Source organism: Microbacterium sp. CFH 31415 (assembly GCF_022538185.1).
Taxonomy (GTDB): domain Bacteria; phylum Actinomycetota; class Actinomycetes; order Actinomycetales; family Microbacteriaceae; genus Microbacterium.
Genome location: NZ_JAKYXC010000001.1, coordinates 141,946 through 168,339, shown reverse-complemented (window position 1 = coordinate 168,339; position 26,394 = coordinate 141,946). Strand labels below are relative to the sequence as shown.

26 protein-coding genes and 2 tRNA genes are annotated in these 26,394 nt (G+C 69.4%); 13 read left to right on the top strand and 15 right to left on the bottom strand.

The annotated features are described in order from the left end of the window. Positions 1-3: 3 nt before the first annotated feature. The 4 genes from murA to MK786_RS00815 form a co-directional block, all read right to left on the bottom strand. On the bottom strand, positions 4-1,371 hold the full coding sequence (murA, locus tag MK786_RS00830) for a UDP-N-acetylglucosamine 1-carboxyvinyltransferase (RefSeq protein WP_241110369.1): 1,368 nt from the start codon (positions 1,369-1,371) through the stop codon (positions 4-6). Positions 1,372-1,442: 71 nt separating this feature from the next. Next, on the bottom strand, positions 1,443-2,039 hold the full coding sequence (leuD, locus tag MK786_RS00825) for a 3-isopropylmalate dehydratase small subunit (protein WP_241110368.1): 597 nt from the start codon (positions 2,037-2,039) through the stop codon (positions 1,443-1,445). Position 2,040: 1 nt separating this feature from the next. Then, positions 2,041-3,531: a 3-isopropylmalate dehydratase large subunit gene (gene leuC, locus MK786_RS00820; RefSeq protein WP_241110367.1), complete on the bottom strand. Its 1,491-nt coding sequence runs from the start codon at positions 3,529-3,531 to the stop codon at positions 2,041-2,043. Positions 3,532-3,739: 208 nt separating this feature from the next. Further along, on the bottom strand, positions 3,740-4,810 hold the full coding sequence (locus MK786_RS00815; RefSeq protein WP_241110366.1) for a TerC family protein: 1,071 nt from the start codon (positions 4,808-4,810) through the stop codon (positions 3,740-3,742). Between the two features lie 286 nt (positions 4,811-5,096). On the opposite strand from MK786_RS00815, the gene MK786_RS00810 reads away from it, so the two are divergent. From MK786_RS00810 to MK786_RS00795, 4 genes are read left to right on the top strand one after another with little or no spacing between them, the layout of a single operon-like run. Beyond that, the gene (locus MK786_RS00810; protein ID WP_241110365.1) at positions 5,097-5,654 is read left to right on the top strand and encodes an RNA polymerase sigma factor; all 558 of its coding nucleotides are present in this window, start codon (positions 5,097-5,099) and stop codon (positions 5,652-5,654) included. Beyond that, the gene (locus MK786_RS00805; RefSeq protein WP_241110364.1) at positions 5,651-6,808 is read left to right on the top strand and encodes a DUF4349 domain-containing protein; all 1,158 of its coding nucleotides are present in this window, start codon (positions 5,651-5,653) and stop codon (positions 6,806-6,808) included. The genes MK786_RS00810 and MK786_RS00805 overlap by 4 nt, the downstream gene beginning before the upstream one ends. A 28-nt stretch (positions 6,809-6,836) precedes the next feature. Beyond that, the gene (locus MK786_RS00800; protein ID WP_241110363.1) at positions 6,837-7,679 is read left to right on the top strand and encodes an endonuclease/exonuclease/phosphatase family protein; all 843 of its coding nucleotides are present in this window, start codon (positions 6,837-6,839) and stop codon (positions 7,677-7,679) included. Next, positions 7,676-8,272, top strand: a complete 597-nt coding sequence (locus MK786_RS00795) for a hypothetical protein (protein ID WP_241110362.1) — start codon at positions 7,676-7,678, stop codon at positions 8,270-8,272. The genes MK786_RS00800 and MK786_RS00795 overlap by 4 nt, the downstream gene beginning before the upstream one ends. A 43-nt stretch (positions 8,273-8,315) precedes the next feature. Here the strand turns inward: MK786_RS00795 and MK786_RS00790 are convergent. Next, a tRNA-Glu gene (locus MK786_RS00790) sits at positions 8,316-8,391 on the bottom strand. A gap of 141 nt (positions 8,392-8,532) precedes the next feature. Between MK786_RS00790 and MK786_RS00785 the strand changes: the two genes are divergently transcribed. Continuing rightward, on the top strand, positions 8,533-9,171 hold the full coding sequence (locus MK786_RS00785; protein WP_241110361.1) for an MBL fold metallo-hydrolase: 639 nt from the start codon (positions 8,533-8,535) through the stop codon (positions 9,169-9,171). A gap of 97 nt (positions 9,172-9,268) precedes the next feature. On the opposite strand, the gene MK786_RS00780 is transcribed toward MK786_RS00785, so the two are convergent. Genes MK786_RS00780 through MK786_RS00765 form a run of 4 tightly spaced genes read right to left on the bottom strand, consistent with a single transcriptional unit; the run spans position 9,269 to position 13,386 of the window. Next, positions 9,269-9,538 (bottom strand): HPr family phosphocarrier protein, encoded by a 270-nt coding sequence (locus tag MK786_RS00780; protein WP_191766768.1) that lies wholly within the window; start codon positions 9,536-9,538, stop codon positions 9,269-9,271. Between the two features lie 35 nt (positions 9,539-9,573). After that, the gene (locus tag MK786_RS00775) at positions 9,574-11,625 is read right to left on the bottom strand and encodes a fructose-specific PTS transporter subunit EIIC (protein ID WP_241110360.1); all 2,052 of its coding nucleotides are present in this window, start codon (positions 11,623-11,625) and stop codon (positions 9,574-9,576) included. Positions 11,626-11,656: 31 nt separating this feature from the next. After that, positions 11,657-12,610: a 1-phosphofructokinase gene (gene pfkB, locus MK786_RS00770; RefSeq protein ID WP_241110359.1), complete on the bottom strand. Its 954-nt coding sequence runs from the start codon at positions 12,608-12,610 to the stop codon at positions 11,657-11,659. Continuing rightward, entirely contained in the window at positions 12,607-13,386 is a 780-nt protein-coding gene (locus tag MK786_RS00765; RefSeq protein ID WP_241110358.1) for a DeoR/GlpR family DNA-binding transcription regulator, read from the bottom strand. The genes pfkB and MK786_RS00765 overlap by 4 nt, the downstream gene beginning before the upstream one ends. Before the next feature lie 83 nt (positions 13,387-13,469). Between MK786_RS00765 and MK786_RS00760 the strand changes: the two genes are divergently transcribed. Beyond that, positions 13,470-14,390, top strand: coding sequence for an aminoglycoside phosphotransferase family protein (locus tag MK786_RS00760; protein ID WP_241110357.1), 921 nt, complete (start codon positions 13,470-13,472; stop codon positions 14,388-14,390). On the opposite strand, the gene MK786_RS00755 is transcribed toward MK786_RS00760, so the two are convergent. After that, a complete protein-coding gene (locus tag MK786_RS00755) occupies positions 14,330-15,175 on the bottom strand; it encodes a hypothetical protein (RefSeq protein ID WP_241110356.1) in 846 nt (281 codons plus the stop codon). The genes MK786_RS00760 and MK786_RS00755 overlap by 61 nt on opposite strands. Before the next feature lie 254 nt (positions 15,176-15,429). On the opposite strand from MK786_RS00755, the gene MK786_RS00750 reads away from it, so the two are divergent. Beyond that, entirely contained in the window at positions 15,430-16,530 is a 1,101-nt protein-coding gene (locus MK786_RS00750; protein WP_241110355.1) for an acyl-CoA desaturase, read from the top strand. Positions 16,531-16,563: 33 nt separating this feature from the next. On the opposite strand, the gene MK786_RS00745 is transcribed toward MK786_RS00750, so the two are convergent. Together MK786_RS00745 and MK786_RS00740 are read right to left on the bottom strand one after the other, a co-directional pair. Next, positions 16,564-17,277 carry a GAF and ANTAR domain-containing protein gene (locus MK786_RS00745; RefSeq protein ID WP_241110354.1) on the bottom strand — a complete coding sequence of 238 codons (714 nt, stop codon included), beginning with the start codon at positions 17,275-17,277 and terminating at the stop codon, positions 16,564-16,566. Between the two features lie 24 nt (positions 17,278-17,301). Further along, positions 17,302-18,006, bottom strand: a complete 705-nt coding sequence (locus tag MK786_RS00740) for a GAF and ANTAR domain-containing protein (RefSeq protein ID WP_241110353.1) — start codon at positions 18,004-18,006, stop codon at positions 17,302-17,304. Positions 18,007-18,501: 495 nt separating this feature from the next. Here MK786_RS00740 and MK786_RS00735 point away from each other — a divergent pair, with 495 nt between their 5' ends. From MK786_RS00735 to MK786_RS00715, 5 genes are all read left to right on the top strand, one after another. Beyond that, positions 18,502-18,870, top strand: coding sequence for a helix-turn-helix domain-containing protein (locus MK786_RS00735; RefSeq protein ID WP_241110352.1), 369 nt, complete (start codon positions 18,502-18,504; stop codon positions 18,868-18,870). 8 nt (positions 18,871-18,878) lie between these two features. Continuing rightward, positions 18,879-19,907 (top strand): glycosyltransferase family 4 protein, encoded by a 1,029-nt coding sequence (locus MK786_RS00730; protein ID WP_241110351.1) that lies wholly within the window; start codon positions 18,879-18,881, stop codon positions 19,905-19,907. 138 nt (positions 19,908-20,045) lie between these two features. Then, a complete protein-coding gene (locus MK786_RS00725) occupies positions 20,046-21,179 on the top strand; it encodes a glycosyltransferase (RefSeq protein ID WP_241110350.1) in 1,134 nt (377 codons plus the stop codon). Positions 21,180-21,289: 110 nt separating this feature from the next. Next, entirely contained in the window at positions 21,290-22,189 is a 900-nt protein-coding gene (locus MK786_RS00720) for a glycosyltransferase (RefSeq protein ID WP_241110349.1), read from the top strand. Between the two features lie 44 nt (positions 22,190-22,233). Next, positions 22,234-23,643, top strand: a complete 1,410-nt coding sequence (locus MK786_RS00715) for a glycoside hydrolase family 130 protein (RefSeq protein ID WP_241110348.1) — start codon at positions 22,234-22,236, stop codon at positions 23,641-23,643. Positions 23,644-23,716: 73 nt separating this feature from the next. Here the strand turns inward: MK786_RS00715 and MK786_RS00710 are convergent, their stop codons facing one another. Further along, a complete protein-coding gene (locus MK786_RS00710) occupies positions 23,717-24,280 on the bottom strand; it encodes a hypothetical protein (protein ID WP_241110347.1) in 564 nt (187 codons plus the stop codon). 126 nt (positions 24,281-24,406) lie between these two features. Here MK786_RS00710 and MK786_RS00705 point away from each other — a divergent pair, with 126 nt between their 5' ends. Further along, a complete protein-coding gene (locus tag MK786_RS00705) occupies positions 24,407-24,577 on the top strand; it encodes a hypothetical protein (protein ID WP_241110346.1) in 171 nt (56 codons plus the stop codon). 141 nt (positions 24,578-24,718) lie between these two features. Here MK786_RS00705 and MK786_RS00700 read toward each other — a convergent pair. Next, positions 24,719-24,790 (bottom strand) — tRNA-Gln (locus MK786_RS00700). A 76-nt stretch (positions 24,791-24,866) separates the two neighbouring features. Then, entirely contained in the window at positions 24,867-26,381 is a 1,515-nt protein-coding gene (gene gltX, locus MK786_RS00695; RefSeq protein ID WP_241110345.1) for a glutamate--tRNA ligase, read from the bottom strand. Between the last annotated feature and the right edge of the window lie 13 nt (positions 26,382-26,394).

Sequence of the window (26,394 nt, the reverse complement as noted above, 5' to 3'; positions counted from 1 at the left end):
GGACTATCCGATGACGTCGAAGTCGGCGCCGAGGGTTCCGAGCTTCGTCAGGAACTTCTCGTAACCGCGGCGGATGATCCCGACGTTGCGGACGACGGACTCGCCCTCGGCCGCGAGGGCGGCGATGACGTAGCTGTAGCCGCCGCGGAGGTCGGGGACGACGACGTCGGCGCCGTGCAGCGGGGTCGGTCCGCTGATGACGGCGGCCTGCTCCAGCTCGCGGCGCGGCACGCGGCGGTGGGGGGCGTCGATGCCGTGCGGGTGGACGACGATGTCGGCGCCCATCTGCACGAGGGCCTGCGTGAAGCCGAGCCGGTTCTCGTACACGGTCTCGTGGACCGTCGAGACGCCCTCCGCCTGCGTGAGGGCGACGATGAGCGGCTGCTGCCAGTCGGTCATGAATCCGGGGTGCACGTCGGTCTCGACGACCACGGGCTTGAGAGCCCCGCCACGCCGGAACTGGATCCCGTCCTCGTGCACGTCGAACCAGCCGCCGGCCTTGCGGAACACGTTGAGGAAGGTCAGCATCTCCTGCTGCTTGGCGCCGCCGACGAAGATGTCGCCGTCGGTTGCGAGGGCCGCGCATGCCCATGACGCCGCCTCGTTGCGATCGAAGATCGCCCGGTGGTCGTAGCCGCGCAGCTCGTCGACACCCTCGATGAGGATGACGCGGTTGGGCTCGTACGAGATGATCGCGCCCATCTTCTGCAGGACCGCGATCAGGTCCATGATCTCGGGCTCGATGGCCGCATTGCGCAGCTCGGTCGTGCCCTTGGCCTTCACCGCCGTGAGCAGGACCTGCTCGGTCGCACCGACGCTCGGGTACGGCAGCTCGATGTCCGCCCCGTGGAGGCCGTCCGGCGCCGTGATCCGGATGCCCTCGTAGCTCTTGTCGACGACCGCGCCGAACGCGCGAAGCGCGTCCATGTGGAAGTTGATCGGACGGTCGCCGATGCGGCACCCGCCGAGGTCGGGGATGAGCGCCTCGCCCAGCAGGTGCAGGAGCGGGCCGCAGAACAGGATCGGGATGCGGGATGCCCCGGCGTGCGCGTCGATCGCCTCGAAGTGCGCCGAAACGGCCCCGCTCGGGTCGAAGTGGAGCGTGCCCTCCTCCTCGCCGTCCCAGACGTGGACGCCGTGGACCTCGAGCAGCGAGCGGACGACCTGGACGTCGCTGATGTCGGGGACGTCGCGCAGCACGCTGTTCGTGCCGCCCAGCAGCGCCGCCACCATCGCCTTCGTGACGAGGTTCTTCGCACCCTTCACCTCGACGCGTCCGGTCAGCGGACGCCCACCGCGGATCGCGAGGACCTCACCGGCTGGTTCCTCGCCTTCGGGGGTGGTGGGCGTAACGCTGAGAGCGGACTTCATCCGGTGGACCTCACTTGTGTCTTGGAGGGGGCGGAGCGGATCACGCGCCCGGGTGGGGCGCGTGCCCTGGCTTACGGAACGGGGAGCGTCCGCGGCCGCCATGCCTCGCGGCGAGCCTCGAACTGCGCGATCCTGTCTTCGTTGCGCAGCGTGAGCCCGATGTCGTCGAGCCCTTCGAGAAGCCGCCACCTAGTGTAATCGTCGATGTCGAAAGCAATCTGGAGATCGCCGATCGACGCGCGACGGGCCTCGAGGTCGACCGTCATCGAGATGCCGGGCTGGGCCTCGATGGCGTTCCAGACGCGCTCGAGGTCCGCCTCGTCGATGACGCCGGCGACGAGGCCCTGCTTGCCGGCGTTGCCGCGGAAGATGTCGGCGAACCGAGGACTCAGCACCACCCGGAATCCGTAGTCGCGCAGCGCCCACACGGCGTGCTCGCGGCTGGAGCCGGTGCCGAAGTCGGGTCCGGCGACGAGCACGCTCGCGCCGTCGTACGCGGGCTGGTTGAGCACGAACTCGGGGTCCTGGCGCCAACTGGCGAACAGGGCGTCCTCGAAGCCCGTCTTGGTGACGCGCTTGAGGTAGACGGCGGGGATGATCTGGTCGGTGTCGACCGCCGATCGGCGCAGCGGAGCGGCGATACCGGTGTGCGTGGTGAACTTCTCCATGTCAGGCCTCCGCTCCTGCCGTCGCCGGCGATCCGACGGCGGACCCGGCCGGAACGGGATCCAGGTCGCTCGGGCTCGACAGCGTGCCCCGCACCGCCGTGGCGGCGGCGACGAGCGGCGACACCAGGTGCGTGCGGCCGCCCTTGCCCTGGCGCCCTTCGAAGTTCCGGTTGCTCGTCGAGGCGCACCTCTCGCCCGGCGCCAGCTGGTCGGGGTTCATGCCGAGGCACATCGAGCAGCCCGCGAAGCGCCACTCCGCGCCGAAGTCGGTGAACACCTTGTCGAGGCCCTCGGCTTCGGCCTCGAGCCGCACGCGGGCCGAGCCAGGAACCACCATGACACGCACGCCCTCGGCCTTGGTGCGGCCGCGGACGACGGAGGCGAACGCGCGGAGGTCTTCGATGCGGCTGTTGGTGCACGACCCCATGAAGACGGCGTCGACGGCGACATCCTTCATCGGTGTGCCCGGCGCGAGGTCCATGTACTCCAGCGCCCGCTCGGCGGCGGCGCGCTCGTTCGAGTCGGCGATGTCCGACGGCGACGGCACTGCCCCGGAGAGCGAGACGCCCTGCCCCGGGTTGGTTCCCCAGGTGACGAACGGCTCGAGTTCGGTCGCGTCGAGGTACACCTCGGCGTCGTAGACGGCGCCCTCGTCGCTGGGCAGAGTGCGCCAGTACGCGACGGCGTCGTCCCAGTCCTCGCCCTGCGGGGCATGGGGGCGCCCCTTGACGTATTCGAAGGTGGTCTCGTCGGGTGCGATCATGCCGGCGCGCGCGCCGGCCTCGATCGACATGTTGCACATCGTCATGCGCCCCTCCATCGAGAGGGAGCGGATCGCGCTGCCGCGGAACTCGAGCACGTAGCCCTGACCGCCGTTCGCGCCGATCTTGGCGATGATCGCCAGGATGATGTCCTTCGCGGTGACGCCTGGCTTCAGCTCGCCCTCGACGGTGATCGCCATCGTCTTGAAAGGCTTCAGCGGCAGTGTCTGGGTCGCCATGACGTGCTCGACCTCGCTCGTGCCGATGCCGAAGGCCATGGCCCCGAAGGCGCCGTGCGTGCTGGTGTGACTGTCACCGCACACGACCGTGATGCCGGGCATGGTCAGGCCGAGCTGAGGCCCGACGACGTGGACGATGCCCTGCTCCTTGTCGCCGAGCGAGTGCAGCCGGACGCCGAATTCGTCGGCGTTTCGGCGCAGCGTCTCGATCTGCGTGCGGCTGGTCAGGTCGGCGATCGGCTTGTCGATGTCGAGCGTCGGGGTGTTGTGGTCCTCGGTCGCGATCGTCAGGTCGAGACGGCGCACGGGCCGCCCCTCTGCGCGCAGGCCGTCGAACGCCTGCGGGCTGGTGACCTCGTGCACGAGGTGCAGGTCGATGTAGATGAGGTCGGGCTGTCCGTCCTCGCCCTTGACGACCAGGTGGTCGTCCCAGACCTTCTCGGCCAGGGTGCGAGGACGATCGGGGATGCCGGATGCGTCGGGAATGCTCATGCTCTGTTCTCCTCGGAAGGGACTGCGTCCGCTAAGGGGGCCCGCGGCGAACTCCGCGACGAGGGAGGCCTAGAACGAGGACTCGTCGCGGCCGCTAAGGAGAAGGCGAGCGATCCGCACGGGGCCCAGGCTACCACTCGCCCGGGCGCCGGCGCGCCGCGCTCGACGTCGTGTGACGGGTGCGCGGTGCGCGGGCACGGAGCTCGTGTCAGTGCCGATCGCTGTGCGGCTGCTCGACGGCGGGCGGGGTGCCCTTCTCCTCCGCGACGGCGGCGGCCGCGGCATCCGGAGTCGCCGCCTTCTTCTCGCGCGACGACGCGACCAGGCTCGCGATCGTCGCGACGGCCATCGCCACGACGATGACGCCGAGCGACATCCAGGTCGAGATCTCGGGCGCCCACTCGATGTGCTCGCCGTTGTTGATGAACGGCAGCTCGTTGACATGCATCGCGTGGAACACGAGCTTCACCCCGATGAACGCGAGGATGAAGGCGATGCCGTAGTGGAGGTAGCGCAGGCGATCGAGCAGATCGCCCAGCAGGAAGTAGAGCTGCCGCAGGCCCATCAGCGCGAAGATGTTCGCGGTGAAGACGATGAAGGCGCTCTGGGTGATGCCGAAGATCGCGGGGATCGAATCGATCGCGAACAGCAGGTCGGTGACGCCGATCGCCGCGAACACGATGATCATCGGCGTGAACATCTTCTTGCCGTCGACGACGGTGCGGATCTTCGGACCGTCGTAGTGGTCGCTGATGTCGATCGCGCGTCGGAGCAGGCGCACGATGAAGTTCTCCTGTTTGACGTCGTCATCGTGGTCGCCGCCGGGGAACGCCTGGCGCCACGCCGTCCAGACGAGGAACGCGCCGAAGAGGTAGAACACCCAGCTGAACTGCTCGATGATCGCGGCGCCGGCGAGGATGAACAGGCCGCGGAGCACGAGCGCGATGATGATTCCCACCATCAGCACCTCCTGCTGATAGCGGCGCGGCACGGCGAACTGGCTCATGATGAGCACGAAGACGAACAGGTTGTCGATCGAGAGGCTGTACTCCGTCAGCCAGCCGGCCACGAACTGCCCGGCGTACTCGGCACCGGCGAACACCCACATCAGCCCGGCGAAGATCAGCGCCAGGGTCACGTAGAACACGACCCACAGCGTCGACTCGCGGGTCGAAGGGATGTGCGGCCGCTTGAGGATGAGCAGAAGGTCGGCGAGGAGGATCAGCGACAGGATCACGAGCGATCCGATTTCGAACCACAGCGGGAGTTCGAGGTCCATTGAGGCCTTTCGAGGGAGATACGGAGGGGTCGGCGGAAGGCCGAGAGTCTCTCCCCACGACATCGACGGTCGTGGCACGCGTCCGGGGCTGCATGATCGGAACCCGTGATGACGAACGCGCGCTGTCGGGATACTCCCTCTCGCCCGATCAGGATACAGGCTCGGGATGCCGCGCCGCCCGCGCGCGAGACGATCGGCTTCCCGCCGACACTGACACCGTGAGAGACAATGGTGCTCCGCGACGTCGCCTCCCCCGGCGGCGGCGCCGTCGGGGCGAAGGATGGGAATGCGACAGGACACCGAGCGGGATGACGCTGCGCTCGTGGCGCAGGCGGCGGGAGGCAGCGAGCACGCCTTCCGCTCGCTCTACCGCGCCTACGTGCGACCCGTGTACTGGCTCGCCTACGGGCTGGTGGGCAACGCGGCCGATGCCGAGGACGTCACCCAGGAGACGTTCCTCGTCGCGTGGCGCAAGCTGCCCGGCCTCGAACTGGCCGGCGAATCGCCCCTGCCCTGGCTGGCGACGGTGTGCCGCTTCCAGGCGGCCAACCGCATCCGCCGGCAGAAGCGGGATCGAGAGCACACCGCGGCTGCCGCCGACGAGACCCTCCCCGCGACGGTCGACGTCGAGGAGCAGGTGATCGGCGCGGACCTCGCCGATCGCATCCTGCAGGAGGTCGCCGGGCTCAGCCCCCTCGACCGCGACATCTTCCGTCTGTGCGCGGCCGAGGGATACGCCTATCAGGCCGCCGCCGATGAACTCGGCGTCGCCCACGGCGTCGTGCGCAATCGTCTCTCCCGCATCCGGACGCGTCTCCGGACCGTTGTGAAGGAGAGCACATGAGCACCCAGCACCCCACGGGGGCGCCGGTGGCGCTTCCCGCACTGAGCGACGAGCGGATCGACGAGCTCGAAGACGCCCTGTTCGCCGACATCGCCCGCGAACGGTCGTCGACGCAGACGCGCCGCGCGCGTCGCGGCCGGATCTGGCTGGCCGGAGGCGCCGCAGCCGCGATCGTGGCGGTCGCCGCGATCATCGCCCCGAGCGTCGTCCCCCTCGTCGGGGGCGCGGGCGGCGGATCGGCCGACTACGCAGTCGCCCCCGACGCCGCCGTCCAGACCGACGGCGACGCGGGCGGCGCGAGCGAGGAGAGCACCGCTGGCGGCGGTGATGTGTCCAGCGAGCCCGGCGCCGCAGTGATGGGCGACGACGCCACCGCCGATCGCGAGATCGTCACGACCGCCTCCGCCGCGGTCTCGGTCGACGACGTGACCGTCGCGGCGCGGGCCATCGGCAACTCCGCCGTCGCCCACGACGGCTACGTGGAGTCGATGAGCATCGGCACGAACGGCGCGTCGTACCCGGTGGACCCCGAGACCGGAATCGCATACGACACGATGCCCTACCCGTACACTCCCGACGGCGCCTGGATCAGCATCCGCGTCCCGTCCGGTGAACTGCCGGCGGTCATCGAGGAGCTGTCCGATGTCGGCGAGGTCACGGCGTCGTCCATCAACCGACAGGACGTCACCGAGCAGACCGTCGACCTGCGCGCGCGCATCGATGCGGCCCAGGCATCCGTCGACCGCCTCATCGACCTGATGGCCGAGGCGACGAACGTCGCCGACCTGATCGCCGCCGAGGCGGCGCTGTCCGAACGGCAGGCGCTGTTGGAGTCATACCAGCAGCAGCTCGAGATGCTCGAGGGCCAGGTCGCCATGTCATCGCTCACCGTGACGCTCTCCCCCGTCGTCGAGCCGGTCGAGGCGGATCCTGCGGGCTTCGCCGACGGCCTGGTCGCCGGATGGAACGGACTGGTCGCAACCCTCAACGGGATCGTGATCGCGCTCGGCTTCCTGATCCCGTGGCTCGCCGTCGTGGCGGTCGCCGGCCTGATCGTATGGCTGATCGTCCGAGCGGTGCGTGGCCGGCGGGCGAGCGGACGAGACCGCGGGCCCGTGTCAACCTCCTCGGAAGCCGCACCGCCGTCGGACTAGCGTGGGTCCTCCGCGACGAGGAGACCACGTGAGCCGCTACGACCCCCTGATCGGGCCGGTGGACCCGCCCGGACTCCATGTGATGACGTTCAACGTGCGCCGCCGGATGGGTTCCGCCGCGTCGCCGCCGGCGGATCGGTGGAGTGCCCGGGCGCCGCGCGTGCGCACGCTCATGGGCACGGAGCGCCCGACGCTCGTCGGCCTGCAGGAGGCGCTCCCCGACCAGGCGTCGCTCGTGCGGGACGCGCTCGGTCGGGCGTTCCGGCTGGTCGGCCAGGGCCGCAGTGCCACCGGTCGGGGTGAGGGATGCCCGATCGTCTACGACGCCGAGCGTCTGGAGCTCGTGCGCTGGTCGCAGCAGGCGTTGTCCGATCGCCCCGACGTCGCCGGCTCGCGCACGTGGGGCAACCCGATCCCGCGGGTCCTCGTCTCCGCCGTCTTCACGGATCGCTCGACGGCGCACTCCTTCACGGCGCTCAATACGCACCTCGACCCGCTGTCACCCCGGTCGAGAGTGCGTTCAGCGGCCCGCATCCGCGACCGCGCCGCCGCCGCAGGGACGCCCGTGATCGTCACCGGTGATCTCAACAGCGGCGTCTTCTCTCCCCCCGTGCGGACGCTGACGGCGGACGGCGACGCCCTCCGGGACGCGTGGGTCGCGGCATCCGCTCGTCTGACCCCGCAATGGGGGACCTACGCGCGATACCGCACGCCGCGGCTGAAGGGCGCGCGCATCGACTGGATCCTCGTGTCGCCCGGTGTGGCCGTCGACCGCAGCGCCATCAACGCGGGTCGGATCGACGGCGGCTGGCCATCGGACCACCTTCCCGTGCAGACGGTCGTGCGGATCACGGCGGAGGAACGCGCATGAGGCGGGCGTTCCTGCGCTGGCCCCGCGGCTCCGCCGAGATCAGCGCCGACGCCGTGCGGATCCTCGCCGTGCTCAGTGTGCTCGCCGGTGCGATCTGGTGGACGCCGACGGATGCCGGGATCCTGGCGTTCGCGCTGCCTGCCACTCTCCTCCCCCGCTTCCTCGGCGTGCGACCGGCGTTCGACATCACCTACGGCGTCACGATCCTTGTGGCCGCCTGGAGCAACGTACTCGATCTCTACACATCGATCGCGTGGTGGGATCTCGCGGTGCACTTCGTCGCGACCGGCGTGCTGGCTGCGATGCTCTGCGTGCTGCTGAGCCGGTGGGGCGTCGTCCCGTGGCACCCCGAGGCCCGCGCGATGCGACGCGTCCCGCTCCTCGTCGTGCCGCTGCTGGCGCTCGCGATCAGCGCGCTCTGGGAGATGGTCGAGTGGTTCGGCCACGCCTTCATCAGCGACGACATCTTCGTCGCGTATGCCGACACGATCGGCGACATGGCGGTCGGCGGCCTCGGGGGCGTGGCCGCCGGGATCGTCATCGCCGCCGTGCCCGTGGGGGCGTGCGCGACGGTCTCGGCCGGCGACCGGTAGCGAAGCAAGAAGCCCGGTCCGATGGACCGGGCTTCTTGCCTGTTGGTGACCCCAGCGGGATTCGAACCCGCGTTACCGCCGTGAGAGGGCGGCGTACTAGGCCGCTATACGATGGGGCCGTTTTCGCAACCGTTCGATTATGCCATGGCGTTCATGCCCTCTCCAAATCCGCCGGGTCGGGTGCGCTTGCGTGTGTCGAATTCGAGGCCGGGGGCCGCGCCGCGCTTGCTCGTGACCGACCTGCAGAGTTGACTCGGAGCATGCGAGTGACCAAGTTCGAGCACGCCACCCTGACCCTCACCGAAGCCGGCCGGACGCTGGTGATCGACCCCGGCTCGTTCACGACGCCGCTCACCGACCTCGAGGATCTCGTGGGGATCGTGATCACCCACGAACACGTCGACCACTGGACCCCCGACCACCTCGACCGGCTGCTCAAGGCGTACCCGGGCACCCCGATCTACGGCCCAGAGGGCGTCGTCCAGGCCGCCGCGGGCTACGACGTCACCGCGGTCCACCCCGGCGACACCCTGGAGCTCGGGCCCTTCCGCCTGGAGTTCTTCGGCGGCCGGCACGCGGTGATCCACGAGTCCATTCCGGTGATCGACAACGTGGGCGTGATGGTCAACGACGAGTTCTACTACCCGGGCGACTCCTACGCGGTCCCATCGGGCCGGGAGGTGCGCCTGCTGGCCGCGCCGCTCGGCGCCCCGTGGCTCAAGATCGGCGAGGCGATGGACTTCGTGCTGGCGGTGGCGCCGCGGCAGGCGTTCGGCACCCACGACATGACGCTCTCCGTGCTCGGCCGAGACATGCATCGCGCGCGGCTGCGGTGGGCGGTCGAGCAGCACGGCGGAGAGTTCCTCCTCCTCGAACCGGGCGACTCCACCGACCTGTAGGAAGGTCACCGGAACGCGGACGACGGATGCCGCGCGGCTTCACTTTCCGCGGCATCCGTCGTCTCGACTCGCTCGGGCCGCTCGGCGGCCCGTTGCGCTACTCGGCGTCGAGATCGGTCTCGAGCAGTTCGACGAGTTCGTCGAGCGCCTGCTCCGCTCCGTCCCCTTCGGCCTTGAGTGTCACGACGGTACCATGCGACGCGCCGAGCCCCATGAGGGAGAGGATGCTGCCCGCGTTGAGGTCGGGGCCGCCCTCCACCGCGATCGTCACGGGGACGCCCTTCTCCTGCACGGCCTGCACGAAGAGCTTCGCGGGTCGGGCGTGCAGTCCTGAGCTGCTCGCGATGGTGGCCTGACGTTCTGCCATTTCCTGTCTCCTTCGGTGGATGGTCGTTCGGTCGGTCACGCGGGGACGGCCTCGAATGGAGCCTCTGCCTGTTCGAGCTCCTTGCGGCCGACCCACTTCTTGAGGGCGATCACCACAAGCGCGGTCACGACCGTACCTGCCGCGATGGCGACCAGGAAGCCCCAGAACGGGCTGATCGCGAAGAACACGAACGCTCCGCCGTGCGGCGCCAGCGACTGGACGGCCAGGGCCATGCTGAGCCCACCCGTCACCGCACCGCCGACGAGCGAGGCCGGAATGACGCGCAGCGGGTCGGCGGCCGCGAACGGGATGGCTCCCTCGCTGATGAAGGCGGCGCCGAGGAGCCAGGCGGCTTTGCCGTTCTCGCGTTCGACCGGCGGGAACAGGTCTCGTGCGAGCACCGTGGAGGCGAGCGCCATGGCGAGCGGCGGCACCATGCCGGCCGCCATGACCGCGGCCATGATCAGGTAGGGCGTGGGGTTCTCGGGCGACCCCGCGGCGAGACCGGCGACTGCGAACGCGTAGGCCACCTTGTTGACGGGCCCACCGAGGTCGAAGCACATCATCAGTCCGAGGATCACGCCGACGACGACGATTCCCGCTGTTCCCGCGAGCTCGTTGAGCCAGACGGTCAGCCACTCCATGAGCGTCGCGATCGGCCGCCCGAGGAACAGCACCATCAGTCCCGATGCCACGATCGACGCCAGCAGGGGGATGATCGCGACCGGCATGAGCCCGCGCAGCCACCGGGGCACCCGCCATGTGCCGATCCACCAGGCCGTCACACCGGCGAGGAGTCCGCCGACGATGCCGCCGATGAAGCCGGCGTTCATGAGGACCGCGACGGCGCCCGCGACGAAACCGGGCGCGATGCCCGGCCGGTCGGCGATCGCGAACGCGATGTATCCCGCGAGGGCCGAGACCAGGAAGCCCATCGAGGCCGCGCCGATGGCGAAGGCCACAGAGCCCAGGTAGATGCCCAGCCCCCCTTCCGGCAGGTCCCACAGGGAGTTCTCGACGACAACGGTGTTGGCGTTGCCCGGCGCGCTGTAGTCGCTGCCGAAGAACAGGAACCCGAGTGCGATGAGCAGGCCACCGCCGGCGACGAACGGGATCATGTAGCTGACACCGGTGAGGAGGATCCGCTGGATGCGCGCTCCCCATGACACCGAATCCGCCGAGGCGGTCGTGTTCGCCTCGCTCGCGGTGCCGGACACACGCGTCGCGCCCGGGTCGTTCGCTGCGGCGACCGCCTCCGCGATCAACTCCCGCGGCTGCTCGATGCCACGCTTCACGCCGGAGCGCACGACGGGCTTGCCGGCGAATCGCTGGAGTTCGCGTACGTCGACGTCGGTGGCGAAGATCACGGCGTCGGCGCCGTCGATCACCTCTCGGGGCAGCGCCTGATAGCCGCTGGAGCCCTGCGGCTCGACAGCGAGGTCGATGCCCGCCGCGCTTCCCGCCGCCGTCAGCGCATCGGCCGCCATGAAGGTGTGGGCGATGCCGGTCGCGCACGAGGTCACCGCGACGATGCGCGCGGGGCGCCCGTCGACGGTCAGGTCGTCAGGCGCGGCCGCAGGGGATGCGACGGTGGCCGGCGCAGCCGCGGGGGCGGCGTGCGCGGCCGAGACATCTCCCTCTCCGATCGCGGCGCGCACGATGGCGACGACCTCGTCGTCGCTGGCGGCCGAGCGCAGACCGGCCGTGAAGTCGTCCTGCATGAGGCTGCGCGCGAGCTTCGACAGCACGGCGAGATGCGCCTCGGCCGCCCCTTCCGGCGCGGCGATCAGGAAGACGAGGTCGGCCGGGCCGTCGGGTGCGCCGAAGTCGACGCCCGGTGCGAGCCGCGCGAAGGCGAGCGACGGCTCTGTGACCGCCGCGCTCTTGGCATGAGGGATCGCGATGCCGCCGGGCAGGCCGGTCTCATCCTTCTGCTCACGCGCCCACGCATCGGCGAAGAGCGCCTCGGCATCGGTGGCGCGACCCTGCGCCACGACACGGGCGGCGAGTGAGCGGATGACAGCTTCCTTGTCGGCGCCGAGGCCGACGTCGAGACTGACGAGGTCCGGAGTGATGGTGTCGGACACGGTGACCTCCAATGGTCGGTGAGGACGGGATTCAGGCAGGCGAGAGGCGGGTGACGATCACGTCGCCCTCCGGCAGATCGGCGGGCGACGGGGCTTGGGTGCCGGGGAGGGAAGCAGCCGCCGCGCCATAGCGCACCGCGTGACGCAATCGCTCATCCGCCGGGGCGCCGAGGGAGTCCGCAAGGACGTAGCCGGCGAGCGAGCTGTCGCCGGCACCGACGGTGCTGGCCACGCGGATGACGGGCGGAGCGGCCGACCAGGCGCCTTCGGGCGTCACGAGTACGGCCCCTGCGGACCCCAGCGTGACGAGCGCAGCGGCGACGCGCGACGGGACGAGCGTGCGGCCGAGTTCGCCCGCGGTGCTCGCGAGGTCGCCCGGGGGCAGTGCAGGCCGGCCGACGAGCTCGGCGAGCTCGTCGTCGTTGGGCTTGATGAGGTCGGGCCGCGCGCGCGCGACGACGGTCGCCAGCGCCGGCCCGGAAGTGTCGACCGCGATCTGCGGCGCGCTCGGGCCGTGTGCACGGCGCACCGCCGCGATGACGTCGACGTAGAAGTCGTCGCGGACCCCCGGCGGGAGCGAGCCTGCCAGCACGAGCCAGCGAGCGCCCTCCGAGGCCTTCACCACAGCCGTGACGACGGCCGCGGCATCCGCTTCGCTCAACGCGACGCCCGGGAGGTTGAGCTTCGTCGTCTCGCCGGAAGGGTCGGTGATGGTGACGTTCGCACGGACGTGACCGTCGACCGCGACGGTGCGTGCGACGATCGATGATCGGCGCAGTACGGCGCCGAACGGGTCGTCGGGGGCGAGCGGCAGGACCGCGACCACGTCGACGCCGGCTGAGGAGACGGCCCGGGCGACGTTGATGCCCTTTCCGCCGGCGTCCTCTCGAGCGGAGACCGCGCCCTGAACTCCCCCGGGGCGAAGGGGCTGGTCGAGCTCGATCGTCCGATCGAGCGATGGGTTCACGGTGAGGGTGACGATCATGCGTGCCACACCTCCACGTCGGCGTCGGCGAGGGCGGCGGCCAGTTCGGCGTCGGGCTGGGCGTCGGTCACGAGGACGTCGATGTCGGCCAGCGATGCGAAGCCGACGAGAAGCTCGGACCCGAGCTTCTCGGCATCGGCGACCACGATCACACGGCGAGCCGAGCGGACGATCGCTCGCTTGACCGCCGCTTCCTCGGGATCGGGCGTGCTGAGTCCGAAACTCGCCGACACCCCGTTGACTCCGACGAAGGCGACGTCGGGACGCATGCCCTCGATCGAGCGGACGGTGTCGGCGCCGACGGCCGCGCCCGTCACACCTCGGACGCGCCCGCCCACGAGGGTCAGTCCTGCGCCGGGCGCCGCGCTCAGGATGTCGGCGAGGCTGATGGCGTGGGTGACGACCTCGATCTGGTCCGAAGAGAGCCGTGGGGCGAGCTGGGACGCCACGGCTGCCGTGGTCGTGCCGGCGTCGAAGAACACAGATCCACGGAACCGCTCGCCCAGCGCGGCGGCGGCCCGCCGGCCGATCGCGGCCTTCGCGACGCCGTGACGCTGCTGACGCACCGAGAGGGGCGACTCGGTGGTGCTGCCGCGATCGCTGCTGACGGCGCCCCCGTGCACCCGGCGCAGTGCGCCCGCGGCCTCGAGCTGGTCGAGGTCGCGGCGCACCGTCTCGGTCGTGACGTCGAAGAGGCCGGCCAGCTCTACGACGCTCACACGACCGTCGTTCTGCAGCAGTCGTTCAATCTGCTCCTGACGCTCCGTTGCGTACATCTGCGACCCTTCGTTGGAATTCCCACAGACTACAACACATATCAACACAAAAAAAGACATGCGCGTCCCGGTATCGTCGGACGGTGGCCGACAAACCCCCTGCAGAAGTTGCGATCGACGAGACGCACGTGCGCCGCCTTCTGGTCGCCCAGGCGCCACCCGAGATGGCCGCGCTCCCCCTGCGCCGGGTCGCCGACGGATGGGACTGCGAGATCTGGCGCCTCGGCGACGAGCTGGCCGTGCGCCTCCCTCGCCGGGCTGCCGCCGCCCCGCTGATCGTGCACGAGCAGCGCAGCCTTCCTCTCCTCGCACCGGCCGTCGAGGCGACCGGCGTGCGCGTGCCTGCGCCGGTCGTGCTGGGCGTTCCCGGACACGGGTTCCCGTGGGCATGGTCGGTCACGCCGTGGTTCGAGGGCGTTCGAGGAATCGATGTGCCGCGCCGTGACCGCACCGGGTGGGCCACACCGCTCGCCGACGCCCTCGCCGCCCTGCATGTGATCGCACCGGCCGACCACCCCATCAACCCCGTGCGCGGCAGACCTCTCGCAACCCGCGCCGCAGCTTTCGCGGAGCGGGTGAACGAACTGACTGCCTCAGGACGGCTCGACGCCGCCGCAGCATCCGCGCTCACGGACGTCTGGCTGCGGGGCGTCGCCGAGCGACCGTGGGATGCCCCAGCGGTCTGGGTGCACGGCGACCTGCACCCGGGCAACCTGGTAGCCGATGGCGCGCGTCTCGTGGCGATCATCGACTTCGGCGACGTGACCGCCGGCGATCCGGCCTATGACCTGGCGGTCGCCTGGCTCGCCTTCGACGCCGCCGGGAGATCTGCGTTCATCGAGGCGGCCGGCGACCGGTACGACCGCTCCACCTGGATCCGCGCGCATGCCTGGGCGGCGTCGATCGCCGTGGTGCTGCTCGCTCACAGCGACGACAACCCGGACTACGCGCGGTTGGGCGCCGACGCGGCCGGCCAGATACTGGCCGAGGCATCCCCCGCCTGAGGGTCTCCCGGCGCGCTCACCCACACGTCGACGTGGCCGCTTCGCCCCACGAAACGGATCACCGTGCCGATCGGGAGCGGTTCGTCGAACTCGAGCGACATGCCGTCGTACACCGTGAAATCGAGCACGGGATCGAGACCGCCGCCGCTGCATGTCGCGCTGAGGAACCCGCCGTCGTGCGACAGCAGCACGCAGCGCGACTCGTCGACCGCACGGGCGGTCCACACCTGGATCACGTCGAACTGCTCGTGCGGCACGACGCTTCCGGGATCGACACCCCAGTAATCGAGGTTCTCGGTGAAACCCGCGCCCCGCTCGCCCCCGCCCGGCTCGACGTCGAGCGTCAGGTCCGGTGGCGGCTCGGAGTCGGTGGGCCACGCCAGCCCCGCGGCGAGCCCGACGGCGATTCCCGCGACCGCGGTCACAGCCCAGAGAGGCACACGCTGCCACCACCGCCGGGCCGGTGCCGTCACGGCCGGCCGGGGCACTTCGACCGCATCCTCATCGGGTGCCTCGGAAGGCGGATAGAGAGCGACGGATGACGGCGTGCGGGTGCGCTCGCCAGCGGCAGCGCCGTCCGGGCTCGAGCGCCGCCGGTCGCCGTCAATCTGGCGATCGGGCGGCGACGACGCTTCGGAAATCGAAGGCCGAACCAGCTCCTCGAGCTCGTGAAGCCGGCGCTGCGCGGCCGGGTCCGAGTCGATGTCGGCATTCGGGCCGTACGCGCGGCGGCGCAGGTCGGCGAGCTCCCTCGATCGGGCCGCAGTCAGCGATGACGCGTCCATGGGGACATTATCCGCCTGGCCGCGCCTTTCGTGTCGGGAACGTCTTTGTCGATGCTCCCCAAGAAATCCAGTCCGGCCGCGCCGATCCAGCGACTCTCATCTGCGCCCGCCCGTGTTCGCGATGTCGCCTTCCTGTGCGTTTACCGTGACGCCGGAGGAGCGCCGAGTCACGGGGATATTCTGAGAACAGATGACCCGGACTTCGTCATTGATGCGACACGATCTGTGCGCGCTTCATATGACAGGAGCACGAGATGGCCGTCTCTCCTTCCGGATCGATCGCAGCATCCGTGCGGTCCGCACCGCCGAAGGCGCCGAATCTCTACACGGCACTCTCGCAGAGGGTGACCCGAAGCGGCTTCATGCGGCGTCGTTACGGCTACTACTGGGCGAAGCTCGTCGCGGCCCCGATCGCCATTGCCGGCGTGCTCACCGCCTTCATCCTCATCGGCGACACCTGGTGGCAGCTGGTGACGGCCGCCGTGTTGGCCATCGTTCTCACGCAGGTCGCCATGCTCGGCCACGATGCTGCGCACCGGCAGATCTTCCGCTCGGGCCGCTGGAACGACTGGACCACCCTCGTGATCGGAAACCTCCTCGTGGGGATGAGCTACGGCTGGTGGCAGCACAAGCACACCCGGCATCACGCCAACCCCAACAAGATCGGCAGCGACCCCGACATCGAGCTCCCCGTCATCGCGTTCACACCGGAGCAGGCGGACCGTCGGCGCGCCAGCCGCAGCGGGCCGCTGCGCTGGTTGATCGCACACCAGGGGGTGCTGTTCTTCCCGATCCTGCTTCTCGAAGGACTCTCCCTGCACGCATCGAGTGTGCGGCGGGTGTTCTCCCGGGAGCCGCTGCATCGCCGTCCGATCGAGATCGGGTTCCTCTCGATACGGATCGTCGGATTCGTGGCGCTCGTGTTCCTCGTGCTCTCGCCGGGCATCGCGTTCGCGTTCCTCGGGGTGCAGCTCGGCCTGTTCGGCGTCTACATGGGCATGGCCTTCGCTCCGAACCACAAGGGGATGCCGCTCGTCCCGGCCGACGTGAAGGTGGATTTCCTCCGCCGTCAAGTGCTCATGAGCCGGAACATCCGCGGCAGCCGGCTGCTGGACATGGCCATGGGCGGGCTAAATTACCAGATCGAGCACCACCTCTTCCCGTCGATGCCCCGGCCGCATCTGCGCCAAGCGTCGACGATGATCCGGGCCTACTGCCGTGAGAACGGCGTGGCGTACACGGAGACGGGTCTCTGGCAGTCCTACGCGATCGTGGTCCGCTACATCAACAGGGTGGGGCTCGGCGAGCGCGATCCGTTCGAGTGTCCGCTGCTCCAGCAGCGTCAAGCCATCTAGCCGGATCCGGCAAGCGGCGGCGCGCCGGCGCGGTCAGAGGACCAATCGGCCGGCGATGATGTCGGCGGCGATGACGCCGATTCGCGCCTGCGTCGAGCGGGCATGACTCCGGATCCGCGCGAACGCCTCGTCCATGTCGATGTTGCGTCGTTGGGCGAGATACCCCTTGGCCTGCTCGATCACGACCCGGGTGTCCAGCGCCCGCTGGAGCTGTGCCTGCGTGAGCTCGGACTCCTCCACCAGCCGCTGCTGCAGGATGCTGATCGTGGCGATGTCCGCCAGCGCCTGGGCCGCGGCAGCATCGGCCGCGTTGAGCGCCCCGGGTTCATCCCGCAACAGGTTCAGCGATCCGAGCGTCGAGTCGCGCAGTCGCAACGGAATCGCGTGGATCGATGAGAATCCGGAGGCGCGGGCATCGGCCGCGAAAGCCGGCCAGCGGTCGGAGATCGCATCGATGTCGTCGACGGAGACGACCTTCCCGGTCGTCGCCGCCTCGACGCAGGGGCCCGCGCCCACTCTCAGCTGCATCAGCTCCACGAGCTCACTCCGCTCGCTCGTCGAGACGATCACCTCGAGCTCATGCGCCGGATTGAGAAGGAGGATGCCGGCCGCGGCGGCGTCGAAGAGCGAGATGCACTCGTCAACGAGTCGCTGGAGGAGGTCGACGACGTCGAAGTCGTCGACGAGGGAGTCGGCAAGGGTGACGAAGGTCCCCAGCAGCTGAAGCTCGCGGGTCGGCGCCGTCATGCCGCCATCCTAAGCGGCGTCCTGTCATAGGACGAGGTCGAGGATGCGGGCGATGACGTCCGCAGCGACGTCGCGCACGGGGCGACCCGTCGCGTAGGCGTGGCCGCGGAGGAGTATGAGGGCCCTGTCCACGTCGATCCCGTTCCTTGCCGCGATCATGCCCGTCGCCTGGTGGACTTCGCGGCGCGAGTAGGGCTCGCCTGGCCCCTCATCGCCGACCCCTTCGAGACGATCCAATGCCCGGCGCAGGAGCGCGACCGAGACGATCTCGGCCAGCCCACTCATTCCCGCGAGCTCGGAGTCGGACAGATCGCGCGCGCCCGCCGAGTAGACCGCGATCGACCCGATGCTGACGCTCCCGACGAAGAGGGGAAAGGCGTAGAACGATCCCACCTCCAGTTCCCGCAACGCCGCCCAGGCTCCCGGCCAGCGTGCTCCGCCTTCCACGCGCAGATCGGCCGCCGCGAAAGGGCGCCGGGTGCGAAGCGCCTCCCACGAGGGACCCTCCCCGAGGTCGATCTGGATCTCGTCGATCCTGGCGCCGAGCCTGGAGCTCGCGCACACCGTCTGCGATCCCATCGGGGGGCCCAGCGTGGAGACGACCGCACCGGGCATCGCGACTGCCGCTCGCAGGGGCGAGCACAGATCATCGCCTCCCGTGACGGCGAGTGCGGAAGCTGCGAGCGAGAAGGCATCAGGTGGTCGTCCGTCGCCGGCTGTCGTGGACATCGCTTCCCGCCGTTCGCATCGGAATGTGCGGGCGCTGGGTCCGGGTGCCCTCGTGGTGATCGTACCCGCCTTGCTTCGACATCGGCGCGAACTCGCGTGTCCGGATGGAGCGTCGATGCGAGACCGGCAGCCTGACCGCGGCCACTCGGAGCGTCGACGAGCGCCGAGGGTCACGTCGCTCATCTCTGGCGCACCCGCGTGCGACTACCCGCTGCCGCCGCGGAGGTCAATGGCTTACGAGTTCGACGCATCGGTGTGGTGGGGTGGGTCCGTTCTCACCTTCCCGCTTCGAGCTGGTCGGTGAAGAACGATCGACGCACCAGGCGAAGTTCCGATCCGGTACCTCGATGGAGTCGGGGACAAGAGGATGACATGTGGGACACGGTTGCCATCACGGGCGTTGCCGAGCCGCCGCGTCCGGACGTCGGGGCGCTGCTGGAGAGCGTGCGACGCGCTGATGCGCGAATCCGGAGGCGTCGACGCCCGACATCCGAGATGAGCGAGACGGACCGAGCCGCGATGCGGTTCCTTCTGGAGCGCGGTCCAACAGCCGAGGTGACCGCGACGATGATCGCCGCCGACCTTCATCTCGCGGCACCGTCGGGCACCGCGCTTGTCGACCGGCTGCTGGCTCGCGGCCTCGTGGTGGTCGCCGAGAACGGTGATGATCGCCGCAAGAAGATCACCCGCGTGGTCGGCGACACCGTGAACGCTGACGATCTCGACCCGCTCACCACCACCCTCCGCGCCGTCGACGCCCGTCTGACCCTCAGCGATGCGCACGTCGTCGCCGGCTTCCTGGAGGAGGTCCTGGTCACGATCACCCGTGCGGACCAGATGGCGTCAGCGCGAGTGCTCCGGTGAAGGTCGCGATGCTGGGGCCCATCGCCTGGCGAACGCCCCCGGTGAGCTACGGTCCGTGGGAGCGCGTGACGAGCCTTCTCACCGAGGGCCTTGTCCGCCGCGGAGTCGAGGTCACGTTGTTCGCCACCGGTGACTCCATCACCGGTGCCCGGTTGGAAGCCGTCGCGGAGCACGGCTACGCGCAGGACCCGTCGATGGATGGCCGGGTATGGGAGGCGCTGCACATCGCTCACGCACTGAAGCGCTCGGGCGAGTTCGACCTGGTGCACAACCACGTCGATTGGCTTCCGCTGGCGCTCACCGCGCAGTGGCAGGCGCCGATGATCACCACCGTCCACGGCTTCTCAGGGCCAGCGATCCTGCCCGCGTACATCGCCTCGAGTTCGGCGTTCGTCTCGATCTCTGACGCGGACCGCTCCCCCGAGCTGGATTATCTCGCCACGATCCACCACGGGATCGACCCGGGAGAACTCCCCTTTGTCACCGAGCCGGACGACTATCTGGTGTCGTTCGGGCGCATCCACCCCGACAAGGGCACCGCGACGGCGATCGAGATCGCGCGGCGCGCCGGTCGACGCCTTGTCATCTGCGGACTCGTTCAGGACGCCGACTACTTCCACGCCGAGGTGGAACCGCACGTGGACGGCGAGCGCGTCGCCTTCCTCGGCGATGTGGGAGCCGACGAACGCGCGCGAGTTCTCGGATACGCCGCCGCGTTGCTCCACCCGGCCGAGTTCGACGAGCCGTTCGGGCTCTCCGTCATCGAATCCATGATGTGCGGCACCCCTGTTCTCGCGTATCGCCGCGGGTCGATGGCCGAGGTCCTCGACGAGGGGGTGACCGGCACTGCGGTGACTTCGATCGAGGAGGCCCTCTCGGCGCTGCCGGCCGTCGAGTCACTCGACCGTCGTCACGTGCACGATCGCGCCGTCGCCCGATTCGGCGTCGAACGGATGGTCGACGAGTACCTGCGCGCCTACCATTCTGTGCTGAATCAGCGACCCTGGGCGCGCGTACAGGTCGGGCGCGTACGGTGACGACCACAGCGCCCGGTCGTGGACTCGGGCGTGAACCGGACTGCGGCGATGAGGGCGCGGTCCCACGAGGGATGCCGTTGGCAGACGTCTCGCCATCGCCCGGAGCGGTATCGCCCGGGCACCACAGAGAGCGTCAGCATGACACGCTATGGATTCCTCAGCACGTTTCCGCCTACCCGCTGCGGTCTGGCCACCTTCACCGAGTCCCTCTCCGACGCCTTGGTCCTCGTCGGCGACGAGGAGGGCACGATCGTGCGGGTGCTCGACCAGCCGGAGGATCGCTCACCGCGCGACGTCCGCGCTCGGTCTCGCGTGCGCACCGACCTGATCGCGGATGACAGGGTCAGCACGGTACGGGCGACCTCGACGTTGAACGCGTGCGATGTTGCGATCGTGCAGCATGAGTACGGGATCTTCGGCGGACGCGACGGGGACCAGGTTCTCGAGGTGCTCGCCGCGATGACGATCCCGACGATCGTCGTGCTCCACACCGTCCTCGTCGCCCCCACGCCGCATCAGCGCGAGGTGCTCATCGAGGTATGCCGGCTCGCCTCGGTGGTCGTCGTCATGACCACCCGGGCCCGCGAGAACCTCGGTGCGTGCTATGCGGTCGATCTCGGCCGCGTCCACGTCATCCCGCACGGTGTTCAGCATGTGGGCCTCAGCGAGTCGGTGCCGCACAGCGGCCGCCGCGTCGTCACGTGGGGGCTCCTCTCACCGGGCAAGGGCCTCGAATGGGGCATCCGCGCCATGGCCGAGCTCACGGACGTCACGCCTCCGGTCGAGTACATCGTCGCCGGACAGACACACCCCAAGGTTCTCGCCCACGCGGGCGAGAACTACCGGACCATGCTCACGGCTCTCGCGGCTGAGCTGGGGCTCGATTCGTCCGTGCACCTCGACGGCCGCTATCTCGATGCCGCACAGCTCGCCGCGCTCATCGCCTCCGCGGATGCGGTGCTTCTGCCGTACGATTCGGTCGACCAGGCGACGTCCGGCGTGCTCGCCGAGGCTGTGGCAGCCGGCGTTCCCGTGGTCGCCACGCCCTTTCCCCACGCAGTGGAGCTGCTGTCGGGCGGAGCCGGGACGATCGTCCGCCACCAGCATCCGGACTCCATCGCGAATGCGCTCCGCGAGATCCTCACCGGCCCGTCCGTCGCCGACCGCATGCGCGAGACGGCCCTCCGTGAAGCACACGAGACGACGTGGTCCGCAGTCGCCGACCGTTACCGCGTCCTCACCGCGAGACTCCTCGCCGCGCGCGCAGCATGATGGACGCTCCGTCATATGAGCACCTGGGCGTACTCACGGATCACAACGGGATCTTCGAGCATGCCCGCCTGGACGCGCCACGCCGTGAGCACGGATACTGCGTCGATGACGTGGCCCGGGCGCTGATCGTGGTCACTCGCGAACCGCAGCAGACCGCCGACCTCCGAAAACTCGCCGCGATCTATCTGCGCTTCCTGGAGTCGGCGGTGCGCGCCGACGGACTCGCGCACAATCGCATGAGCGCCACCGGGGACTGGTCCGACGCGCCGACCATGGGCGACTGGTGGGGACGGCTGCTGTGGGCGCTCGGCACGGTCGCCGCCCAGAGGGGCGATCCCTGGACACGGACTCGGGCGCTGCGGACTTTCCGCATCGCCGCGCGCCAGCGGTCGACGAGCCTGCGAACCCTGGCCTTCGCAGCGCTCGGAGCCGCTGAGATCGTGCGGGTGCGTTCGGATGATCACATCGCCCGCACCCTGCTGCGAGAGTTCGTGGCCGCCGTCCCCGTGCCGGACGATCCTGCGTGGATCTGGCCCGAACGCCGGCTCACCTACGGAAACGCCTCCATTGCGGAAGCACTTATGGCTGCGGGGCAGGCCGTCGATGATGCGGATGCCACGGCGAGGGGCCTGCGGATGCTCGAGTTCCTGCTATCCGTGGAGACGTCGCACGACCGATTCTCCGTGACCGGGACGGGTGGGCGCGGGCCGGGCGACGTGGGGCCATTCTTCGATCAGCAGCCCATCGAGCTCGCCGCATTCGCGGACGCGTGCGCTCGTGCCTACGCGGTGACGGGCAGCAGCGCGTGGCTACCCCCCATTGCGATGGCGTGGCGCTGGTTCACTGGTCTCAACGACGCCGGAGTGATCATGTTCGATGACCAGACCGGCGCCGGTTTCGACGGGCTCGAACCGGGTGGGCGAAACGAGAATCGCGGGGCGGAATCGACCTTGGCCGCACTGAGCACCTACCAGCAGGCACTCCGACACCGCGAGGGGGACGGGCGATGACCGTTCGTGTGCATGCGGCGGAACTTGCGGCTCAGCCTGAACGAGTGATCGCGCAGCTGTTCCTTCCGGGCGAGGAGTGGTCCGCCCACCGCTCTCGCGCTGCCGAGATCACCGCGCGCGTGATGGCGATGACCACCGGCGAGGCAGACGAGCTCGCCGCCGAGCTCGCCCGCGACTTCGGCTCCCGGCATCCCGATGTCCGCAATGTGTTCCTGAGCAACGCCGACATCGTGAGTTCGCGTCTACCGGAATCGGTCGAGATCAGCGTCGCGCGACGGCTGGTGCTCGGCGCCGCTTTCACCTCCGAGTATGCGGTGGAGGGTGCTGCGCTGTGCAACCCCAGTGCGGTCGAGCACCCCGACCAGACAGGCCTGGATCCCGGTCAGCTGCGCGTCGCTCTCACCCTCAGGTCGATCGGGGAAGGGCACCGCTCCTGCATCGAATTCGCCGAAGCGATCATCGGTCCGGGCCGGAACTGGGTGTTCCAGGAGCGTGAGAGGCCGCTCTGGCGAGCGCGGATCCGAGAAGCGGAGTGGAGCATCGCACATTTCCGTGCAGCGGCGGAGGAGGAAGGCATCGCCACTGAGATCTCGCAGAGCGTGGTGCAGGCTCTTCCGGAGCGATTCACGATCTCCGACCTCGAGGCGTCGATCGCCCGCCTGCCCAGCGCGCTGACGAGGCGGGCGGACAGCGCTCGGCAGATCGAGGCGCTGCGCGAGCTGAGGAACGCCGCTTATCGCGCCGCGTTCGCTCCCGAGACCGCGCTCAGTCAACGCGTGCTCACGCCCGTGACGGCCGAGGAACGTCACGGTATGGAGGACGCACGGCTTGTGCGATTCACCGACCTCACCGGCGCCACGCAGTACCGCGGGACGTACACCGCGTACGACGGTCGCGACATCGCACTTCGTTTGATCGTCACCGACGATCTGCGTGAATTCGACATCCATCGCCTGACCGGCGGGGCCGCCCAGGACAAGGGGATGGCGCTCTTCCCGCGCCCCGTGGGTGGCAGGTATCTCGCCCTGAGCCGAACCGGCGGTGAGAGCATCTCACTGGCGCAGTCGCAGGACGGCGTGATCTGGGACCAGCTCGACAAGATCCACGCACCGGAGCAGCCCTGGGAGATGGTGCAGACGGGCAACTGCGGACCGCCGCTCGAGACCTCCCACGGCTGGATCGTCCTGACGCACGGCGTCGGCCCGATGCGCACCTACTCTCTCGGAGCGCTCCTTCTGGACCGGGACGATCCGACGATCGTCCTCGGACGGACGGCGACACCGATCCTGCAGCCGCTCGACGAGCGCCGCGACGGCTATACGCCGAACGTCGTGTACTCCTGCGGCGGGCTCATCAAGGACGACCTGATCTGGATCCCGATCGGCATCGGGGACTCGCGCATCGGTGTGGGCTCGATCGAGGTCGATGAGCTTCTTGCGCGCCTCGTCCCATAGCTCGGCCAGCGCGTGCAGCCGGTGGAGCTGCCACGCTCACGGCCCGGAGCCCTCGCGCCACCGTGGTCCTCGGTCACGCTCGCGCGTAACGCCCGTGCCCGCCTTCGCTGCTCCAATCGGCGATCTGTCCGCTGTCCTCGTTGCCGGAAGAAGGGGCATCCGTCGCGCCGGGCCGGGGGTTCGCTGCGGTCGGCGAACCCTCGAATGCGATCGACTCCGCGAGGGCGGTGACAGCTGCGGCACGTGTGTGCTCGCGCATGGCCGCCTCCTCGAACAGGATCGCGGCAGCATCCTGCCTCGCATGGATCTGCGTGCTGATCGCGGCGAGTCGGTCGGCGATGACGGCCGCCAGCCCGTCGCGCAACTCCTCCAGATTCGTGTCGGCGATCACCAGGCGTCGGTCGGCGACCGCCAATGCCACCGTCGGATACCCCGCACTGACGAGAACATCACGCGTCCGGGTGCCCACAATCTCCGCCACTTCGTCTTTCTCCGGGCGACGGGTGAACACGGCTTCCACCGTGTATCGGTCAGGCGCCGCCTCGGTCATCAGCGCAGCCGGCAGTGAAGCGACCATCACCGATGCCAGGCCCAGCGTCGCGGAGTGTGCGCCGCTCGCGCGTGTGTTCGTGTCCATACGCCGGACGCTACGCCTCCCACATGTGCGACTCACAGGTTCGGAGCGATCACGCGCGAAGTGGCAACGTGTCACCGGATTGGTCGTGCCCTACCCACGCGCGATCCGCGCGAGTAGCGTGGGGAGATGGCAACTGTGATCGTGATCCTCCTGGTGGTGTGGGCCATCCTGGCGGTAGTGGGGTTCGCTCTCGAGGGCCTGCTCTGGCTGGGCGTCATCGGCGTGATCCTCTTCGTAGGCACGCTCATCTTCTTCTTCGTTCGACGCGCGGCCGCCCGCCGCAGCAACGGCGTCTGAACAGCGGCAGCGGGCATGCGAACGGCTCCCGTTCGTCCGTCTCTGCGAACACGGACGAGTACGTGGACGCGGGCCTTCAGGCCGGCGAAGTGACCCCGACACGAGCATGGAATCTGCTGCGGAATCCTGCGAAGACTACTGCTGGGGTACCTGGACTCGAACCAAGAACAACTGAACCAGAATCAGCCGTGTTGCCAATTACACCATACCCCAAGGCGTTTCGACCGAAGTCGTGCCGAGGATCAAGTCTAGACGACCGCGGCACGTGAGCCAAACCGAGCGCGGTGGGTCAGCCCTGGTGCTCGCGGAGAGCACGCAGCCGGCGGATCGTCTCGGCCTTGCCGAGCAGCTCCATCGACTCGAACAGCGGGGGCGACACGCGGCGACCGCTGAGCGCGACGCGCAACGGACCGTAGGCGACGCGGGGTTTGAGCCCGAGCCCGTCGATGAGGGCGGCCGACAGCGCCTCCTGGATCGCGGCGGCCGTGAACCCGCCCTCGGCGAGGACCTCGAGCGCGCGGACCGATGCGACGAGCACCTCGCCCGCGTTCGCCGGCAGGCTCGACAGCGCGTCCTCGTCGTACGCGACGTGGTCGCGCAGCAGGAACCCGAGCAGTCCGGGCGCCTCCCCCAGGAGCTGCATGCGCTCCTGCACGAGCGGTGCCGCCGACTCGATGACGGACTGCTGCTGCGCCGTCGGCGGTTCGCTGACCAGCCCCGCGGCCGCGAGGTACGGGACCAGCCGGCCGGCGAAGTCGGCGGGCTCCAGCATCCGGATGTGATCTCCGTTGATGGACTCCGCCTTCTTCTGGTCGAAGCGGGCGGGGTTCGGATTCACGTCGACGATGTCGAACGCCTCGACGAGCTCGCCGAGCGAGAACACGTCGCGATCCGGCGCGATCGACCAGCCGAGAAGCGAGAGGTAGTTGAGCAGGCCCTCGTGGATGAAGCCCTTCTCGCGTTGGAGGAAGAGGTCCGCCTTCGGGTCGCGCTTGGAGAGCTTCTTGTTGCCGACTTCGCCGAGCACGAGCGGCATGTGGGCGAAGCGCGGGATGAATGTGGTCACGCCTGCGTCGACGAGCGCGCGGTACAGCGCGAGCTGACGCGCGGTCGACGGCATGAGGTCTTCGCCGCGGATGACGTGCGTGATGCCCATGAGCGCGTCGTCGACTGGGTTCACGAAGGGGTAGAGCGGCACGCCTCCCGCGCGCACGAGCACGAAGTCGGGGAAGGATCCGGCCGGGAAGGTGACCTCGCCGCGGATGAGGTCCACGTAGGTGAGGTCTTCGTCGGGCACGCGCAGGCGCCAGGCCGGCTCTCGACCCTCCGCCCGGAAGGCGGCCTTCTGCTCATCTGTCAGGTCGCGGTCATGGTTGTCGTACCCGAGCTGCTTTGCACGGCCGTTGGCCTCGTTGCGCGCGTCGATCTCCTCCGCGGTGGAGTAGCTCTCGTATACAGCTCCGGCGTGGACGAGCTTCTCGAGCACCTCACGGTAGATGTCGTGGCGCTGCGACTGGCGGTACGGCGCGTGCGGTCCCCCGACCTCGACGCCCTCGTCCCAGTCGATCTCGAGCCAGCGCAGCGCATCCAGGAGCTGCTGGTAGCTCTCCTCGCTGTCGCGCGCGGCGTCGGTGTCTTCGATGCGGAAGACCAGCTTGCCGCCGTTGTGCCGCGCGTACGCCCAGTTGAACAGGACGGTGCGGATGAGACCGACGTGCGGAAGGCCGGTCGGCGACGGGCAGAAGCGCACGCGCACGTCCGCCCCGGTCGCGGTGGTGGTGCGGGGATCGGGTGAGGAAGACATCGCCTCCGAGTTT

Excerpts from the sequence above, each read along its gene's own strand:
- MK786_RS00745 (WP_241110354.1), bottom strand. The coding sequence starts at position 17,277 with ATGACGGCGCCGACCCGCGAGCTTCAGCTGCTGGGGACCTTCGTCACC.
- MK786_RS00725 (WP_241110350.1), top strand. The coding sequence starts at position 20,046 with ATGACACGCTATGGATTCCTCAGCACGTTTCCGCCTACCCGCTGCGGT.
- murA (WP_241110369.1), bottom strand. The coding sequence starts at position 1,371 with ATGAAGTCCGCTCTCAGCGTTACGCCCACCACCCCCGAAGGCGAGGAA.
- gltX (WP_241110345.1), bottom strand. The coding sequence starts at position 26,381 with ATGTCTTCCTCACCCGATCCCCGCACCACCACCGCGACCGGGGCGGAC.
- MK786_RS00750 (WP_241110355.1), top strand. The coding sequence starts at position 15,430 with ATGGCCGTCTCTCCTTCCGGATCGATCGCAGCATCCGTGCGGTCCGCA.
- MK786_RS00710 (WP_241110347.1), bottom strand. The coding sequence starts at position 24,280 with ATGGACACGAACACACGCGCGAGCGGCGCACACTCCGCGACGCTGGGC.
- MK786_RS00740 (WP_241110353.1), bottom strand. The coding sequence starts at position 18,006 with ATGTCCACGACAGCCGGCGACGGACGACCACCTGATGCCTTCTCGCTC.
- pfkB (WP_241110359.1), bottom strand. The coding sequence starts at position 12,610 with ATGATCGTCACCCTCACCGTGAACCCATCGCTCGATCGGACGATCGAG.
- MK786_RS00795 (WP_241110362.1), top strand. The coding sequence starts at position 7,676 with ATGAGGCGGGCGTTCCTGCGCTGGCCCCGCGGCTCCGCCGAGATCAGC.
- MK786_RS00730 (WP_241110351.1), top strand. The coding sequence starts at position 18,879 with ATGCTGGGGCCCATCGCCTGGCGAACGCCCCCGGTGAGCTACGGTCCG.
- MK786_RS00810 (WP_241110365.1), top strand. The coding sequence starts at position 5,097 with ATGCGACAGGACACCGAGCGGGATGACGCTGCGCTCGTGGCGCAGGCG.
- MK786_RS00705 (WP_241110346.1), top strand. The coding sequence starts at position 24,407 with ATGGCAACTGTGATCGTGATCCTCCTGGTGGTGTGGGCCATCCTGGCG.
- MK786_RS00785 (WP_241110361.1), top strand. The coding sequence starts at position 8,533 with ATGCGAGTGACCAAGTTCGAGCACGCCACCCTGACCCTCACCGAAGCC.
- MK786_RS00780 (WP_191766768.1), bottom strand. The coding sequence starts at position 9,538 with ATGGCAGAACGTCAGGCCACCATCGCGAGCAGCTCAGGACTGCACGCC.
- MK786_RS00805 (WP_241110364.1), top strand. The coding sequence starts at position 5,651 with ATGAGCACCCAGCACCCCACGGGGGCGCCGGTGGCGCTTCCCGCACTG.
- MK786_RS00765 (WP_241110358.1), bottom strand. The coding sequence starts at position 13,386 with ATGTACGCAACGGAGCGTCAGGAGCAGATTGAACGACTGCTGCAGAAC.
- leuD (WP_241110368.1), bottom strand. The coding sequence starts at position 2,039 with ATGGAGAAGTTCACCACGCACACCGGTATCGCCGCTCCGCTGCGCCGA.
- MK786_RS00735 (WP_241110352.1), top strand. The coding sequence starts at position 18,502 with ATGAGCGAGACGGACCGAGCCGCGATGCGGTTCCTTCTGGAGCGCGGT.
- leuC (WP_241110367.1), bottom strand. The coding sequence starts at position 3,531 with ATGAGCATTCCCGACGCATCCGGCATCCCCGATCGTCCTCGCACCCTG.
- MK786_RS00815 (WP_241110366.1), bottom strand. The coding sequence starts at position 4,810 with ATGGACCTCGAACTCCCGCTGTGGTTCGAAATCGGATCGCTCGTGATC.
- MK786_RS00755 (WP_241110356.1), bottom strand. The coding sequence starts at position 15,175 with ATGGACGCGTCATCGCTGACTGCGGCCCGATCGAGGGAGCTCGCCGAC.